The organism is Nocardiopsis lambiniae (assembly GCF_031845465.1).
Classification (GTDB): Bacteria; Actinomycetota; Actinomycetes; order Streptosporangiales; family Streptosporangiaceae; genus Nocardiopsis; species Nocardiopsis lambiniae.
In genome coordinates this window covers 16485-30859 of sequence record NZ_JAVREP010000004.1, presented here as the reverse complement: position 1 = coordinate 30859, position 14375 = coordinate 16485, and the positions used below count along the sequence as shown (strand labels likewise).

The following is a 14375-nucleotide window of genomic DNA, read 5'->3' as shown; positions in this document are numbered from 1 at the left end:
GTCGGCGCGCTCAGCGGACGGTCGGGGTCATGCCGGTGCCGACGCCCAGGCGGTTGTAGAGGTTGATCAGGCCGACGGCGGTGATGAGGGCGACCGTCTCCCGTTCCGACAGGTGCGCGGAGGCCTTCGCGTACACGTCGTCGGGGAGGCCGTTCTCACCGACCCGGGTGAGGGCGTCCACGAGTTCCAGGACGGCGCGCTCGACCTCGGTGAAGTGGTCGCCCGCCTCGCGCCAGGCGGCCACGAGGGACACGCGCTGCGGGGACAGGCCGGAGGTGAGGGCCTCGTGGGTGTGCGTGTCGACGCAGAAGGCGCAGCCGTTGAGCAGGGAGGCGCGGAGCTTGACGAGGGTGTGCAGGTCCGCGTCGAGGACGGCGTCCACGACCGCGCCGAGGCGGGCCAGTTCCGCGTAGGCCTCGGGCAGGTGTCGTGCCAACTGTGCGCGGGGCGAGCCCATCGAACGTCCTCTCCTCGGTGCGTCCGGACGAGGCCGCCGGACAGAGGGAAACTACCAAGGGTGACGCTCATGGCACCGAGGGTTTCCGAAAGGTCGTCTTGATGGCGATCGGACCGCGTATGTTCTCGCCGCCTGCGTCCTCACCTGCGAGAACGCGAGAGGGGGAGGGAACCCGAACGGCCCGTCCGCACGCGGACGGGCCGTGATCGGCCTCGGCGGACACGCCTCAGAACGGGTAACGGGCGGGGTCGGCCCGCATGGTGACCCACCGGGTCTCGGTGAACGCCTCCAGGTCGGCCCGGGTCCCGCCGAAGCGCGACCCGGTGCCGGAGTCGCCCACACCGCCGAAGGGCGCGACCGCCTCGTCGTCGCCTCCGTGTTACCGGTCGGCCCCCTGCCAGAGGTCGCGGTCACCCCGGGCAGGGTGCTCGCCCCGCCCTCACGATCGTCCGCCGACAAGAGGTGATCGCGTCGGCCCCGACCCACGCCGACACCTCCGATGCCGTCGTCGACCGGATGCGCCGCGCCGTGCTCGAACCCGCACGCGAGCGGCGACGGTCGGTGCCGTGTGAAAGGGTGACCCCATGACACTGGAGGACCTGGTCCGGATGCGTCGGGCCCGCGACCGGATGGACCGCGACCACGCGCAACCGCTCGACGTGTCGGCGCTGGCACGCGAAGCACTCATGTCATCGGGCCACTTCTCGCGCAGCTTCCGCGCCGCCTTCGGCGAGACGCCCTACGGCTACCTGATGACCCGCCGGATCGAGCGGGCCAAGGCGTTGCTGCGGCGGGGCGACCTGTCGGTCACGGAGGTCTGCTTCGAGGTCGGCTGTACGTCGCTGGGGTCGTTCAGTTCGCGTTTCACCGAACTGGTCGGGGAGAGCCCGAGCGCCTACCGGGCCCGCGACCACGACGACGGCGCCGCCGTCCCGGCCTGCGTCGCCAAGATCCACACGCGACCGATCAGGAATCGAGAAGCCGGATCCGGACCCCGCCCGTAGCGTTGGGGTCATGAACATCAACCTTTCGCAGTGCTTCATCGCCGTCGACGACCCCGACGAGGCCCTCGTCTTCTACCGGGACGTGCTCGGCCTGGAGGTGCGCGACGACGTCGCGTTCGAGGGGATGCGCTGGGTGACCGTGGGATCGCCCGCCCAGCCGGACGTGGACATCGTCCTGGAGCCGCCCCTGGCGGACCCGAACGCCTCGTCCGCCGACCGGCAGGCCATGGCGGAGCTGCTGGCCAAGGGCATGCTGCGCGGCGTCATCTTCGCGACCGACGACGTCGACGCCACCTTCGAGCGGATCAGCGCCGCGGGCGGCGAGGTGATGCAGGAGCCGGTCGACCAGCCCTACGGCGTCCGCGACTGCGCCTTCCGCGACCCTTCCGGCAACATGCTGCGCTTCGCCCGGTCGCACGGCGGGTGAGTCGCGCCCGCCCTCCGGCGCCGCGAGCGCCGGGGGGCGCCTTTCGTGCCTTCGGTCGGGGCGCGCCGGTGCTCAGGGGGAGGCGTAGCGGCGGGCGAGGGCGTGGAAGGCCTCCTTGGGCTCCCAGTGGCCGTCGTCGGGGGACAGGCCCGACTCCAGGGACGGTGGGCGCACGATGCCGAAGCTCGCCTTGTCCAGGTCGCGGTCGGGGTCGGGGGAGTAACGGCAGTCGCCCTCGATGAACATGCACACGAACGCGCCGTGCACGTCCTCGGTCTCGTACACGTCCAGCAGTTCCTCGATGACGTCGGCCTGCACCCTTTCGTCACGGACGTACCCGGGCCGCACCTTCCGGTCGTCCAGGTCGCGCCAGTCGAGGATGTCCGCCCCCGACCCGCCGGCCTCCCGGGCGCCCTCATAGGCGCAGCAGCCGAACTCGGTGACCAGGATCGGTTTGCCCCAGCGGCGCAGCGCCCGCAGCCCGCCCCGCTCATCGCCCCGGGTGGTGACGTCGAGGTAGTGGTCGACGCCCACCATGTCGAAGGGGGACCAGTCGACGCCCTCCCAGCTTCCGGACCCGTAGGTGAGGGGACCGGAGAACCGGGGGCGGGCGGTCTCCACCAGGCGTCGCAACAGCCGGTTCAGCCTTGCGTCGAACAGGGGCCTCAGCGGGTACAGCGCGCCCAGGGCGACGGTCCGGCCCCCGAACGATCGCCCCGGGATGATCCCCCGGGCGAAGAGGGTCAGTTCGCAGCCCACGTTGAGCCCGACCCGGTCCGGGTGTTCGGCGCGCAGTCGCTCGCAGAACACGGCGGCGCGCTCCAGCCGCTCCACGATCTCGTCCTGTGACCCGTCGACGAGACGGGGCTGCACCCACACGAACAGCCCGCGCGCCAGGGCCAGGCGGGTCGCCTCCTCCAGCCGGTCGAGATCGTGGCCGAACACGGTGACCGCGGTGCAGCGCAGTTCCTCGGCGATGACCCGCATCTCCTCGGCCACCACGTCGGGCCGCCACCGCTCCCGGGAGTGCTGTCCCGGAAGGTAGGAGGAGCCCACGTCGTAGAGCACGCCCTTCTGGGACAGCGGGTGACGCGGTAGCGGCTCCAGGCCCCCGCCGGCGGCGGCCCCGGCGGCCGGGCGCAGCAGGTGGACCATCCCCACGGCGGCCAGGCCCGGGACGGCGGCCAGGGCGATCTCCCAGCCCGGGGACGGGTCCGTGCCGGTGGCGACGATCCCGACGACGACCAGGCCCGTGCGCACCCCCAGCACGTTCCACAGACCTCCGGAGCGCAGCCGCAGGTAACCCAGGAGGAAGCCCAGGAGGAAGGGCATCGCGAGATTCCGCGCGTCCCCTTGGACGACCGCCGTGGACAGCGCGAACAGCGCCGCCTGGCCGACGGCCACCGACAGGCCCCGCCATCGCAGGCCCAGGGCGTGCTGAACGTGGCCCCGGAACACCGCCTCCTCGGGCAGGACCACCGCGAGCACGAGCAACGGGATCGCGAGCCACAGGGACGCCGTCATCGTCGGGGCGGTCGCACCGCCCAGGAGCAGGGCCCCGCCCAGGACGAGGGTCGCGCCCGCCAGGACGGCGGCCAGGCCCGCGCCGGCACTCGTCAGCGCGGCACGCGCACCGCCGGGCGTGGCCAGCCCCAGGGCCGAGAACGGGGTCCCGGTGACGCGCAGGGTCGCCCACGACAGGAGCGCGGTGGCGGGGAGCGCCACCAGGGCGCGCACCGCGAGACCGGTCGTCCCGTCGTCGCCGAGGGCGGTGGCCCCCAGGGCGATGACGGTGGCGGCGGACGTCACGAGCACCGCCGTCACGAGAGGACGGGAGGGCGGGTCGGTCATGGCGGCCTCCAAAAAAACTCCGTACACTGTTCGGGATTTCAATGTACGTGTTGATCGGAGGAGGCGCCAGTGGTGATCGACGATGATCCGAGGCCGACCCTCGACCTGTTGTGGCACGGGATCGCCGCGCCCCGCCGCGGCCCCCGCCATCGGCTCACGGTCGACGCCGTGGTGGAGGCCGCCACCGGCATCGCGGAGGAGGAGGGGCTGGCCGCCCTGTCCATGCGCCGCGTCGCCGCCGCCCTGGGTGTCGGGGCCGCCACCCTGTACACCTACATCCCGGACAAGTCGGCGCTGCTGGCCCTCATGGTCGACACGATGATCGCCGAGGTCCCCCTGCCGCACACCCGTCCCGGAACCTGGCGGGAGAAGACGGCCCGCCAGGCGCGCGAGGACCTGGCCGGCTACCGCGCCCACCCCTGGCTGGTGGACCTCATGGCCACGGACCACCCCATCGGTCCGGGCGCGCTGGCCTGGACGGACTCGGCGATCCGGATGTTCGACGGCACCGGGCTGAGCGATCGTGAGGTGCTGTCCGTGATCGAGTCCGTGGACGGCTACGTGCGCGGGCACGCCTCCCGGGTGGTGGAGGCCGACCGCACCGCGCGCAGGGCGGGCCGGTCCGAGGCACAGCTGGAGTACCTGGCCCGGAACCTGGAACCCGGCCGGTTCACCGCGATCGAGCGGCTGACCGAGCCGGGGCCGGACGCCGAGGAGGTCTTCGAGCAAGGCCTGGGCTGGCTGCTGGACGGCGTCGAACACCGTATCCGCGCCGCCGCCGACCGACGGTGAAGCCTCCCGCCCGGGTCGGTCAGCGTCGGGCCGCGCGGCGGCGTTCGGCGCGGTGCGCCTCCAGCAGACCCGGGGCGAGCAGGTGGCTCAGCCCCGTACGTTCCAGACGGGCGACCAGCTCCGGCTCGGTGATCCCCAACGAGCCGGCGGCCTCCGCCGACCGCCAGTCGGCCTCGCGCAGCGTGGACAACAGCCGGGCCCGCCGCACCTGGCCGGTCGACAGCCGCAACGTCTTCAGGTAGGCGGGGCGGCCGTGCGCGTCCACGATGATCTCGCCGGCGTGGGCCTCGTCCCCGCGCGTCGGCTTCGGGGCCAGCCATCCGACGCGGAACATCGGACTCCGGGGATCGCCCTCGGAGCGGGACTCCCAGCGGCCGAAGGTGATCTCCCCGCCGTTCCGGTAGAGCCCCTCGGTCAGCGACGACAGCATGAGGGAGTCGTGGCCGCTCCGTGTCCCGGCACGGCTGCGCGCCACCTCCCGGCGCAGGTCCGCCAGGGAGCGCACCTCGCGTTCGCGCAGCGGCGTGTACAACGGGGCGACCTCGGTCCGCAGCAGCCCGTACATGTACAACGACTCGCCGAACAGATCGAGCAGCATGCTCGTGTGCAGCGCCCGGTAGTCGTCCGGGTGCGGGTACAGGTGCACCGACGCCAACACGTCCGCGACGTACACGGCCACCCCGCACTGGTCGGGGTGGATCTCGAACACCCGCAGCGCTTCGGCCAGCCCTTCGATCTCCTCGCCCAGGTAGGTCGTCAAGGCGGGCGCGGACAGCCCGTCGCGGATCAGCCTCCGCGACCACTCCGCCCAGGCGATCTCGGGTCCGCCCGCGAACAGCGACAGCAGTCCGTCCACGGCCGACCGCATCGGCAGGAACCGGGCCCGGCCCCGGACGGATTCGCGCACCCGGCGGCCCCGCAGGTCCAGATGCACACGCCGCGGAGCCGACGACCAGCCCGGCGGGATCAGCCGGGTGCCGTAGGCGGCGCTGGGCTCGGGGTCGCCCTCCCAGGTCAGAACGTACGCGTGCGGGACGTAGCAGCAGGTCCCCACGTCCTCGTACTCCGCGTACGCCGCCACGAGCGCCGGGTCGTCACGCACGTCCTCGGCGGCCATCGGATGCAACCGCAGCCCGGGAACCGGCTCGGCGCGCGACAGCGGTACCAGCCGGACGCCGCCCCACTGCTGGGCGGTACCGGTGGTGATCCCCTCCAGGGACAGCTGCCGTCCGGCGTTCACGAGCCCTCCCTCAGGTGGGTGTCGGCGGTGGCGACCAGGTGACCGCGCAGCTCGGACAGTCCCAGTCGGCCCTCGCCGAAGCGGGCCAACTCCACCAGGGACGGCAGGACGGCCGGGTCGTGCAGCCCGATCGTGGGCACGGCGGGCGAGAGGCGGTGCGGGGAGGGTGAGTCGGCGTCCCACACCGGGGACAGGTGCACCATCGTCACCGATCGGTCCGGATCCACCCGGCGCCGCCACAGCGTGAGGGCGTCGGCGAGCAGGGGAGGGGTGTCGTCGTACCCGTCGGAGACCACCACCACCCGCGCGGGTCCGGTCTCCAGGGCGTCCAGGATCGGCTCGATGAGCGGGGTGGGTCCCAGCGGGCGCGCGGTGAGGGCGTCGGTGCGCCCCGAGACCCAGTGGGAGGAGGATTCGGGGGCCAGGGCGCGCACCAGGTGATGGCAGGCCAACGCCAGGGCCAGCGGGCGATCGCGGCGGGCGCGCGAACCGGTGGAGGAATGGCTGTCGTCCAGGACGGCGGCGGTGCGGGGCCAGGTCCCCGCCAGAGGCCCGGCGGTGCGCAGCGCGGCCCGTTCCAGCGCCTGTTCCAGTTCGGCGCGGCGGGCCCGGCGTTCGGACGGGGACAGGGCGAGCACGTAGGAGCACAGCCGCAGGAGCGGGACCGAGGCCAGGTCGGCGAGCGGCGGGGCCAGACCGTGTCGGTGCGCGGTCCGGTCCAGCCGCAGGCGTTCGGCGCGGGTGGCGCGTGCGGCGATGCCCTCCAGGAAGACCGCCCTCGGCACCCGGTGGTGGGCGGCGAAACCCTCGGCGACGCTGTAGGGCAGGTCGTACAGGTCCCGGGCCGCGTAGTGGGCGCGGCGGTGCGCCTCCAACAGGGAGGAGGCGTAGGGGCGTGCGCGCCGGGCGGCCGGGGCGGAGAACAGGAACCGGGCCACCTCGTCCGGCAGCGGCACCCGAGCGTGCCGGGCGGCGGCGCGCAACCCGGCGCGGTACTTCAGAGCGTCCAGATCCAAGGCACGGCCGGCGATCCAGTCGCGCATCACCGCCCGGGTGCGACGGTTGTTGACCCGCTCGGCGGCCAGGCGCGCGAACAGGCGGTACACGCGCTGCGGAGGCATCAGCGCCAACCGCCGCCGGATCAGGCCGTTCTCCCGCGCCCGCTCCTCGGGAGGGGCCTCGGGCCGGGGGCGTGACAGCAGGGTGTGGACGATCCGGGCCGCGTTGTGGTCGTTGACGTGCAGCACGAGCATCAGCGCGTACAGGTCGGGGAGGGTGCCGTGCACGTATTCGTGCAGGAAGTCCAGGGAAAGGCGCTGGGCGTCGGCGTCGCCGTGGAACTCCTGCTGTCCGGTGGAGGAGATCGCCGCGCCGGCGAACAGCAGCAGGTCCTCGCAGGCCAGCAGGTCCGCGTAGGTGTCGGTCATCGGGGCCCGTCCAGGGGAGGAGGTGGCGCGGGCCGGGGAGTGGAGGCGTGAACGGCGTGAATGATGCTTACAAGGCGGTTCTCGGAAGTCACGGTCGAAGTCCCACGGCCCGCCCGTCGACCCTAGCAAAACCGGCGGGCGGCCCGGAAGCGGTTTGTCCCACCGCCCCTCGGGCGGGGCGGGGCGATCGGAGCGGACGCCGTCGGCGACCTCCGCACCCGCTTTTTCATTCTGTGCGCGCTCGGGTTGATTCGTTTTTTATCCGGGACCCGGCTGGGCGAAAAGATTAATTTACCTCGTCCTGTTTTATTTTGCCGACCGGGGCCTTTCGGTGTATTTCCGTGCGATGAGACTGGAGGGGAAGGCGGATCCCGTTCGCAGGGAAGGGCGGACCTCATGGCTCAGAACCCCAAGGCCGAGGACACGGCACCGGGACGACGCAAGGCCAAGAACAGGACCGTCGCGCTGCGCATCAAGAGCGCGCAGGAGCAGTTCGAGGAATTGACCGGTGCCGACGTCGAGTCCGTGTCCGGGGTGAACCGTGAGGAGAAGGGGTGGGTCGTGACCGTGGAGACGGTCGAGTTGCGACGCGTCCCGGACACGGTGAGCCTGCTGGCCACCTACCGCCTCGAACTCGACGCCGACGGCGCCCTCACGGGCTACCGGCGGGAGAAGCGTTACGTCCGCGGGCGCGCGGACGAGCACCAATGAGCCTCGACCCCTCCGAGGAAGGCCGAACCCATGACCGTCATGCAGCAGGCAGGTAACAGCGCCCGACCGGGCGGACTCTACGACGTCCTGGACCTCATCCTCGACAAGGGGCTGGTGATCGACGTCTTCGTCCGTGTCAGCCTGGTCGGCATCGAGCTCATCACCATCGACATCCGCATCGTCGTGGCCAGCGTGGACACCTATCTCCGCTTCGCCGAGGCCTGCAACCGCCTCGACCTTTCCAGTAGTGGAGGCGTGGGGCTGCCCGACCTCGTGGGCGGGACCGTGGAGAAGGGCGCGGAGGGCAAGACCAAGGGCGCGCTGCGCGGTGTCACCGAGGCCGTCACCGAGCCCTTCAAGAGCGACGACTCCGAGGAGTCCGACAAGGAGGAGTCCGAGAAGAAGGAGCGCACCTCCACGAGGTCTCGGCGTCGCTCGTCCACGAAGGAGTCGGAATGAACGCGGGCCTCTACGTCTACGGCATCCTCCGGGACTCCTCCCTCCCGGAGGAGTTCGCGTTCGCGGGTGTGGGCGACCCGCCGGGCGAGGTGACCCCGGTACGCGCCGCGGGGCTGGCAGCCGCCGTCAGCCCCGCACCCGAGGACCTGCGCCCCAGACGCCGCGACCTCGTCGCGCATCAGAAGGTCCTGGAGGCCCTGATCGCCTTGGGCCCGGTCCTGCCCCTGCGCTTCGGCGTCGTGGCCGAGGGGGAGGGCTCCGTGGCGGAGGAACTGGAGCGTTCGCGCGAGCGGTACGAGAACCTGCTCTCGGAGGTCGAGGGCCGGGTCGAGGTGAACGTCAAGGCCTTCCACGACGAGGATCGGGCGCTCAGGGTCGTGCTCGAACGCGACGAGCGGCTCCGTGACACCAACCGGAGGCTGCGCGAGGCCGACGGCGGATCGATCCCCGAGCGCATGGACTTCGGGGAGGCGGTGGTGAACGCCGTGGAGGAGCTGGCCGCCGCCGACGCGGAGGCGATCGTGCGGGCCCTGTCCGGCGTGACCGACCGGCTGGTGCTGGGATCCTCGGCCGCGGTGGCCGGATGTCTGGTCAACGTGTCCCTCCTGGTCGACCAGGAGGGCGTGAAAGAGGTCGAGCGTGTGACGGGCCTGCTCGACCGGGAGTTGGCGCATGTCAGTCTCGGCGTCAACGGGCCGCTGCCTCCCTACAGCTTCGTGACCGGGCCGGACGAGCCCGACCCGGCGACCGGTGACCCGATGTGAGACGAACGGATGCGCCATGGGCCTTTTACGCATGATCCTGACGTCGCCGGCCGCCCCACTCCGCTTCGTCGGCTGGACCGCGGAGCGTGTTCTCGAAGCGGCGGAAAGAGATTATTACGATCTGGCGGCCATTCGGGGAATGCTCACGGATGCTTTCCGCCGTTTCGAAGCGGGTGAGATGAGCGAAGAAGAATTCGATGGCATCGAGGACCAATTATTGGAACGCCTGGCCGAGGCCGAGCGTTTCCACGGTCTTCGGTGAGGGAGAGGGACTCATGGCGGGAAGCGCGCAGATCCTGGTGGCCGCGGGCGCGGGGTACGTGCTCGGGCGGCGGCGGAAGTTCAAGCTCGCCGTCGCGCTGGCCATGTACATCGCGATGAAGAAGTTGAAGATCGACCCGCGCGAACTGGTCCGGGAGATCAAGGGTGAGATCGCCTCCTCACCGCTCCTGGATCAGCTGAAGAAGGAGACCCGCGAGCAGCTGACCGGCGTGGGCAAGAGCACGGTGGACACCCTCGTGACGGGCTGGGCCGAACGCATGGCCGGTGCCTTGAACGAGCGCACCGAACGTCTCAACGGCGGAAACGGGGAGCCGACGGACGAGGAGAAGGACGAGCAGGAGCAGACCGAGGACGAGGAGAAGGCCGAGGAGGAAGAGGGGGAGCCGGAGAAGGCGGAGGAAGAAGAAGAGGAGAAGGACGAGGGGAAGGCGGAGAAGGCCGAGGACGAGGAGAAGGACGAGGACGAGGAGAAGCCGCCCGAGAAGCCGCGGCGGCGCCGCGCCTCCACCGCCAAGAGCGGACAGGGCGGGCGGTCCCGGAGCACGAGCGGTGGGACCGGTTCGCGCAAACCCGCCGCGCGCAAGCGTTCCACCAAGAGCGGATCGACCGGAAGCCGCGCGCGCAAGTCCGCCGGGGAAGAAGAGGGTGCGAAGGATGGCTGAGGACAACGCGGGCCCTCTCGCCCGGTTGCGCGAGCTCGCCGACAGGAACCCCGCCACGTCTCAACTGGCGGACGCGGTGCAGGGCTACGCCTCCGCGAAGGCCAAGAGCGTCGTGACGCAATCGGCGAAGTCGCTGGGGCACACCGTCGAACGACTCGTCGGCGGAGGCGACTCCGATGACGGATCCTCCCTCGGCACCCGGATCGCCAAGGGCGCCGTGGTCGAGGGCGGCAAGGGGATCAAGGACAAGGCCAAGGGCCTGGTCGGCAAGCTTCCGGGCATGGGTGGCGGATCCGGGGGCGGATCCGGAGGTGGAGGCGGGGGAGCGGGCGGCAAGTGGCCGATCACCATCGTCGAGGACATCGACGTCGGCGTCCCGGTCCGCGCCGCCTACAACCAGTGGTCCGCCTTCCCCGACTTCGGGCGCTTCGCCAAAGGGGTGATCAGCGTCCACGAGGGGGACGACGAGACCGCCTCGCGCTGGAACGCGAAGATCTTCTGGTCCAACCGGCGCTGGGACGCCACCATCACCGAACAGATCCAGGACTACCGGATCGCCTGGGAGACCGAGGGGGACAAGGGCACCACCAAGGGCGCGGTCACCTTCCACCCGCTGGGCGAGAACATCACCCGGGTCCTGCTGGTGACCGAGTACCGGCCCGTCGGGTTCTTCGAGCGCACCGGCAATCTGTGGCGGGCCCAGGGGCGTCGTCTGCGTCTCGACCTCAAGCACTACCGCCGCCACCTCATGATGATGGCCCAGCAGGAGACCGAGGAACTGGAGGGATGGCGGGGCGAGATCCGGGACAGCGAGGTCGTGGTCTCCCACGACGAGGCCATGGAACGCGAACAGGAGGAGTCACGCTCCGAATCCGATGAGGCCGAGGAGGAGCACGACGAGGAGGCCGGGGAGGCCGAGGAGGACGAGGACTTCGGGGAGGAAGAGGAGCCCGAGGACGAGGAGGAGCCTGACGAGGACGGGGAGGAAGAGGAGCCCGAGGAGGAGCTGGAGTACGAGGAGGACGAGGACGAGGACGACGCGCAAGAGCGCTGACCGGATTCTGGAGGGTCTGTGAGTGAACCCGCTCCCTGGCAGAGGGCGCCCATGACCCGGGACGGAAGGAACCTGGCCGCGCCCGCGTCATCGGCGAGCCTGGCCGACGTCCTGGAACGCGTGCTCGACAAGGGCATCGTCATCGCCGGCGACATCCAGATCAACCTGCTCGACATCGAACTGCTCACGATCAAGCTGCGGCTGCTCGTGGCGTCGGTGGACAAGGCCAAGGAGATGGGCATCGACTGGTGGGAGAACGACCCGGCGCTCTCCTCCAAGGCGCGGGACCGCGACGACGACGAACTGGCCGAGGAGAACCGGCGTCTGCGGGAGCGGATCGAGGCACTCGAAGCGCGTGCCGAGATCCAGGCCGGGGACGAGGCCGAACAGGAGGGATCCGGGGAACGGACGACGGCCGAAGGCGAGGACGGATGAGCGGTACGGCGGAGATCAGCTACCTCTACGCGGTGACCCGCGCGCCCGGTCCCGGCCCCGATCCCTTCGAGGGCGTGCGCGGCGTGGGTGGTCGCCCCGTCCGTACCGTCGAGTGCGACGGCCTCGCCGCGGTGGTCAGCGCGGTGCCCGCGGCCGAGTTCGACGAGGAGGCCCTCAAGGAACGGTTCGAGGACCTGGTGTGGCTGGAGGAGGTGGCACGGGCCCACCACACGGTGGTGGACGCGGTGACCCGGAGCGCCGTGGCCGTGCCCCTGCGGCTGGCCACCCTCTACCGCGACGACGAACGGGTGCGGCGGGTCCTGGAACGCGAGCACGCGGCCTTCGACTCCGTGCTGCGCCGGTTGGACGGCCGGGTCGAGTTCGCTGTGAAGGTCTTCTCCGTTCCGACCTCCCCCACCGAGGACGCGCCGGCCGAACGGGGCCCCGGATCCGGCAGGGAGTACCTGCGCAGACGCCGCGAGCGGCACCGCCGACGCGACGAGGGATGGCGGCTGGTGGGTGATCTGTGCGATCGGATCGACGCCGAACTGCTCCAGCGGTCGCGCGACCGGCGGACGCATCGTCCCCAGTCCGCCGCGCTGTCCCGGGTGGAGGGCGAGAACGTCATGAACGCGGCCTACCTCGTCGACGAGGAGGACGTCGCGTCGTTCCTGGGCGCGGTGGGGCGGTTGAGGGAGCAGGCGCCGGGCGAGGCCAGGGTGGAGGTGTCGGGGCCGTGGGCCCCCTATTCCTTCGCCTCGCTGGAGATGGACGGTGAAGGGTCGTGAACGGGTCGGGAGGTGGCGGCGGGCCGGACCGGGGCGTGATCGTTCCCTTCGGGGAGCCCGAGGGGAGGCGGGCCTTCTCGATGGCGCGCGGGGTGGACGAGCCGTGGCTCGACCGGGAGGTGGCGCTGGTGGACCTGCTCGACCGGGTCCTGGGCGCGGGGGTCGTGATCACCGGTGACCTGACGGTCTCCATCGCCGACGTCGACCTCGTCCGCATCTCGTTGCGCGCCCTGATCTCGTCCATCGGAGAGGACGTCCCCTCGCCCTGGGAACACGGCCACCCCCTGCGTCCGGTGACGGGGGCCGATCGGAGCCGAACGGCGAAAGGGCGATCATGACGGAGAACGCACGGGCCGGACGGGAGGGGCGGGACCCCGAGCGTTCCGACGCGCAGCGCCGGGCCTCGGACCCCCGCGGCTCCGGAGCCGCGACCGGTGCCGGGCGGGGCTCGGGCCCGGTGGGGCGACGGCTGTCCACCGACCCCGACACGGTGGAACGGGACCTGATCAAGCTGGTCCTCACGGTGGTGGAACTGGTGCGCCAGCTCATGGAACGCCAGGCCCTGCGCAGAATGGACCAGGGAGACCTGAGCGAGGAGCAGGAGGAGCGCGTCGGCATGACGTTGATGCTCTTGGAGGAGCGCATGACCGAACTGCGTGAGCGCTATGACCTGACCGCCGCCGACCTCAACCTCGATCTGGGGCCGCTGGGCTCCCTGCTGCCTCGGGACTGAACCGGATCTCTGCGTTTTCCGACCCGATTCCCCATCCGAGCGTCGGAGAGCCCTTTTCACCCTCGGTGGGCGATAACGTCATCGAGAGATCAAGGCATCGTTTCGGACAGTAGATGGGGAGCGTCGTTGCCACGTCCGGTCCGCGCACTCGGCCGCTCGGCGCTCGTTCTCACCCTGGCGGCCCTGATGGTGACCGTGCCGGGGGCGACGATCCCGCTCCCCGACGACCCGGTCGCCGCCCACCGCTCCACGGGGTGCGGGCTGTCCCCGCCCCACGAACCGGGCGCCACGGTGCGGTACTCGCTGACCAGCGGAGGAGCGGAACGTTCCTACCTGCTCCACCTGCCCCCGGGCTATACCGAACACCGTTCCTGGCCGGTGCTGCTGGCCTACCACGGACGCGGGGGCAGCGGCGAACGCATGGCCGAGTGGTCGGGGTTGACCGGGCTGCCCGCCGTCGTCGTCCTGCCCGACGGCCTCATCGGTGACGACGACCGATCGGCGTGGCAGGGCGCCCCCTACTCCCCGCCCGGGGTGGACGACGTGGCCTTCACCCGTGCCCTCCTCGACACGGTGGAGGCCGGACTCTGCGCGGACCGTACCCGGATCCACGCCGTCGGCATGTCCAACGGCGGCGGTTTCGCCGTGGTCCTGGCCTGCGCGATCCCCGACCGCATCGCCGCGATCGCCACGGTGGCGGGCGCGTTCTACCCCCACGGCCTGGAGTGCGACCCGGCCCGGCCGGTTCCGATCGTGTCCTTCCACGGCACCGACGACGCCACCACCCCCTACACGGGCGACGTCGAGCGCGGCCTGCCCGACCTCGCCCGTTGGAACGCCGACCGCGCCCTCGCCAACGGTTGTCGGTCCGGTCCGGAGACGACCCGGTCCGGTCTCGACGTCACGGTCCTGGAGTGGTCCGGATGCGATCAGGGCGCCCACGTGCGTCACCTGGTGGTGGACGGCGGCGGGCACACCTGGCCGGGGGCCGACGTCTCCGGTGACGAGGGGCGCACCACCGACACCGTGGAGGCCCACCACGAGCTGTGGCGGTTCCTGGCCCGGCATCACCTTCCCCTGGACCGGACGGGGCCCTGAGGAGAACCGGCGGCCCGTCCGGGATCCTGTCGTCTTCTCCTGGACTTCGCCACGAGGGGGACGATGAGCGGAGAACGGGTCATGACGTGGCGGGAGGAGCCGGCGGCCGTCCACCGGCGGTCGCGGGACGCGATCGGCATCGCCCGCGCCGACACCCCTTCGTGGCGCGGACCGCGGGCCGGGCCCTCGGG

At 71.5% G+C, this 14375-nt stretch carries 18 protein-coding genes and 1 pseudogene; 14 read left to right on the top strand and 5 right to left on the bottom strand.

Going from position 1 to position 14375, the window contains the following annotated elements; all coding sequences use genetic code 11:
• Positions 1–10: 10 nt before the first annotated feature.
• Both RM479_RS07830 and RM479_RS07825 read right to left on the bottom strand, forming a co-directional pair.
• The gene (locus RM479_RS07830; protein ID WP_311511051.1) at positions 11–457 is read right to left on the bottom strand and encodes a carboxymuconolactone decarboxylase family protein; all 447 of its coding nucleotides are present in this window, start codon (positions 455–457) and stop codon (positions 11–13) included.
• Between the two features lie 226 nt (positions 458–683).
• Positions 684–827, bottom strand: a pseudogene (locus tag RM479_RS07825) (aldehyde dehydrogenase family protein); the annotation flags it as partial.
• A 214-nt stretch (positions 828–1041) separates the two neighbouring features.
• On the opposite strand from RM479_RS07825, the gene RM479_RS07820 reads away from it, so the two are divergent.
• A complete protein-coding gene (locus RM479_RS07820; RefSeq protein WP_311511050.1) occupies positions 1042–1461 on the top strand; it encodes a helix-turn-helix transcriptional regulator in 420 nt (139 codons plus the stop codon).
• Between the two features lie 10 nt (positions 1462–1471).
• Entirely contained in the window at positions 1472–1888 is a 417-nt protein-coding gene (locus tag RM479_RS07815) for a VOC family protein (RefSeq protein WP_311511049.1), read from the top strand.
• A gap of 72 nt (positions 1889–1960) precedes the next feature.
• Here RM479_RS07815 and RM479_RS07810 read toward each other — a convergent pair whose 3' ends face one another.
• Positions 1961–3739, bottom strand: a complete 1779-nt coding sequence (locus tag RM479_RS07810) for a CPBP family glutamic-type intramembrane protease (protein WP_311511048.1) — start codon at positions 3737–3739, stop codon at positions 1961–1963.
• A 69-nt stretch (positions 3740–3808) separates the two neighbouring features.
• On the opposite strand from RM479_RS07810, the gene RM479_RS07805 reads away from it, so the two are divergent.
• On the top strand, positions 3809–4531 hold the full coding sequence (locus tag RM479_RS07805; protein WP_311511047.1) for a TetR/AcrR family transcriptional regulator: 723 nt from the start codon (positions 3809–3811) through the stop codon (positions 4529–4531).
• A 19-nt stretch (positions 4532–4550) separates the two neighbouring features.
• Here RM479_RS07805 and RM479_RS07800 read toward each other — a convergent pair whose 3' ends face one another.
• Together RM479_RS07800 and RM479_RS07795 are read right to left on the bottom strand one after the other, a co-directional pair.
• Positions 4551–5771 carry an ARPP-2 domain-containing protein gene (locus tag RM479_RS07800; RefSeq protein ID WP_311511046.1) on the bottom strand — a complete coding sequence of 407 codons (1221 nt, stop codon included), beginning with the start codon at positions 5769–5771 and terminating at the stop codon, positions 4551–4553.
• Positions 5768–7198, bottom strand: a complete 1431-nt coding sequence (locus RM479_RS07795; RefSeq protein WP_311511045.1) for a hypothetical protein — start codon at positions 7196–7198, stop codon at positions 5768–5770. The genes RM479_RS07800 and RM479_RS07795 overlap by 4 nt, the downstream gene beginning before the upstream one ends.
• Before the next feature lie 396 nt (positions 7199–7594).
• On the opposite strand from RM479_RS07795, the gene RM479_RS07790 reads away from it, so the two are divergent.
• From RM479_RS07790 to RM479_RS07740, 11 genes are all read left to right on the top strand, one after another.
• A complete protein-coding gene (locus RM479_RS07790; RefSeq protein ID WP_311511044.1) occupies positions 7595–7909 on the top strand; it encodes a gas vesicle protein GvpO in 315 nt (104 codons plus the stop codon).
• Between the two features lie 30 nt (positions 7910–7939).
• Entirely contained in the window at positions 7940–8368 is a 429-nt protein-coding gene (locus RM479_RS07785) for a gas vesicle structural protein GvpA (protein ID WP_311511043.1), read from the top strand.
• Positions 8365–9132, top strand: coding sequence for a GvpL/GvpF family gas vesicle protein (locus RM479_RS07780; protein WP_311511042.1), 768 nt, complete (start codon positions 8365–8367; stop codon positions 9130–9132). Before RM479_RS07785 ends, RM479_RS07780 begins: the two co-directional genes overlap by 4 nt.
• Positions 9133–9163: 31 nt before the next feature.
• The gene (locus RM479_RS07775) at positions 9164–9394 is read left to right on the top strand and encodes a gas vesicle protein GvpG (RefSeq protein ID WP_311511041.1); all 231 of its coding nucleotides are present in this window, start codon (positions 9164–9166) and stop codon (positions 9392–9394) included.
• Between the two features lie 13 nt (positions 9395–9407).
• Complete coding sequence (locus RM479_RS07770) at positions 9408–10076, top strand: hypothetical protein (RefSeq protein WP_311511040.1); 669 nt, start codon at positions 9408–9410, stop codon at positions 10074–10076.
• A complete protein-coding gene (locus tag RM479_RS07765; protein ID WP_311511039.1) occupies positions 10069–11130 on the top strand; it encodes an SRPBCC family protein in 1062 nt (353 codons plus the stop codon). Before RM479_RS07770 ends, RM479_RS07765 begins: the two co-directional genes overlap by 8 nt.
• An 18-nt stretch (positions 11131–11148) precedes the next feature.
• Positions 11149–11565: a gas vesicle protein gene (locus tag RM479_RS07760; RefSeq protein ID WP_449589930.1), complete on the top strand. Its 417-nt coding sequence runs from the start codon at positions 11149–11151 to the stop codon at positions 11563–11565.
• On the top strand, positions 11562–12353 hold the full coding sequence (locus RM479_RS07755) for a GvpL/GvpF family gas vesicle protein (protein ID WP_311511038.1): 792 nt from the start codon (positions 11562–11564) through the stop codon (positions 12351–12353). The genes RM479_RS07760 and RM479_RS07755 overlap by 4 nt, the downstream gene beginning before the upstream one ends.
• An 80-nt stretch (positions 12354–12433) precedes the next feature.
• Positions 12434–12691 carry a gas vesicle protein gene (locus tag RM479_RS07750; protein ID WP_311511292.1) on the top strand — a complete coding sequence of 86 codons (258 nt, stop codon included), beginning with the start codon at positions 12434–12436 and terminating at the stop codon, positions 12689–12691.
• Positions 12688–13086: a gas vesicle protein K gene (locus RM479_RS07745; RefSeq protein ID WP_311511037.1), complete on the top strand. Its 399-nt coding sequence runs from the start codon at positions 12688–12690 to the stop codon at positions 13084–13086. Before RM479_RS07750 ends, RM479_RS07745 begins: the two co-directional genes overlap by 4 nt.
• 126 nt (positions 13087–13212) lie before the next feature.
• Complete coding sequence (locus RM479_RS07740) at positions 13213–14184, top strand: alpha/beta hydrolase family esterase (RefSeq protein ID WP_311511036.1); 972 nt, start codon at positions 13213–13215, stop codon at positions 14182–14184.
• Positions 14185–14375: the final 191 nt, after the last annotated feature.

What these genes read in the sequence shown, in the direction of transcription:
- RM479_RS07775 (WP_311511041.1), top strand. Translation starts at nt 9,164, where the DNA reads ATGATCCTGACGTCGCCGGCCGCCCCACTCCGCTTCGTCGGCTGGACC.
- RM479_RS07810 (WP_311511048.1), bottom strand. Translation starts at nt 3,739, where the DNA reads ATGACCGACCCGCCCTCCCGTCCTCTCGTGACGGCGGTGCTCGTGACG.
- RM479_RS07790 (WP_311511044.1), top strand. Translation starts at nt 7,595, where the DNA reads ATGGCTCAGAACCCCAAGGCCGAGGACACGGCACCGGGACGACGCAAG.
- RM479_RS07770 (WP_311511040.1), top strand. Translation starts at nt 9,408, where the DNA reads ATGGCGGGAAGCGCGCAGATCCTGGTGGCCGCGGGCGCGGGGTACGTG.
- RM479_RS07795 (WP_311511045.1), bottom strand. Translation starts at nt 7,198, where the DNA reads ATGACCGACACCTACGCGGACCTGCTGGCCTGCGAGGACCTGCTGCTG.
- RM479_RS07785 (WP_311511043.1), top strand. Translation starts at nt 7,940, where the DNA reads ATGACCGTCATGCAGCAGGCAGGTAACAGCGCCCGACCGGGCGGACTC.
- RM479_RS07755 (WP_311511038.1), top strand. Translation starts at nt 11,562, where the DNA reads ATGAGCGGTACGGCGGAGATCAGCTACCTCTACGCGGTGACCCGCGCG.
- RM479_RS07815 (WP_311511049.1), top strand. Translation starts at nt 1,472, where the DNA reads ATGAACATCAACCTTTCGCAGTGCTTCATCGCCGTCGACGACCCCGAC.
- RM479_RS07745 (WP_311511037.1), top strand. Translation starts at nt 12,688, where the DNA reads ATGACGGAGAACGCACGGGCCGGACGGGAGGGGCGGGACCCCGAGCGT.
- RM479_RS07780 (WP_311511042.1), top strand. Translation starts at nt 8,365, where the DNA reads ATGAACGCGGGCCTCTACGTCTACGGCATCCTCCGGGACTCCTCCCTC.
- RM479_RS07750 (WP_311511292.1), top strand. Translation starts at nt 12,434, where the DNA reads ATGGCGCGCGGGGTGGACGAGCCGTGGCTCGACCGGGAGGTGGCGCTG.
- RM479_RS07820 (WP_311511050.1), top strand. Translation starts at nt 1,042, where the DNA reads ATGACACTGGAGGACCTGGTCCGGATGCGTCGGGCCCGCGACCGGATG.
- RM479_RS07830 (WP_311511051.1), bottom strand. Translation starts at nt 457, where the DNA reads ATGGGCTCGCCCCGCGCACAGTTGGCACGACACCTGCCCGAGGCCTAC.
- RM479_RS07765 (WP_311511039.1), top strand. Translation starts at nt 10,069, where the DNA reads ATGGCTGAGGACAACGCGGGCCCTCTCGCCCGGTTGCGCGAGCTCGCC.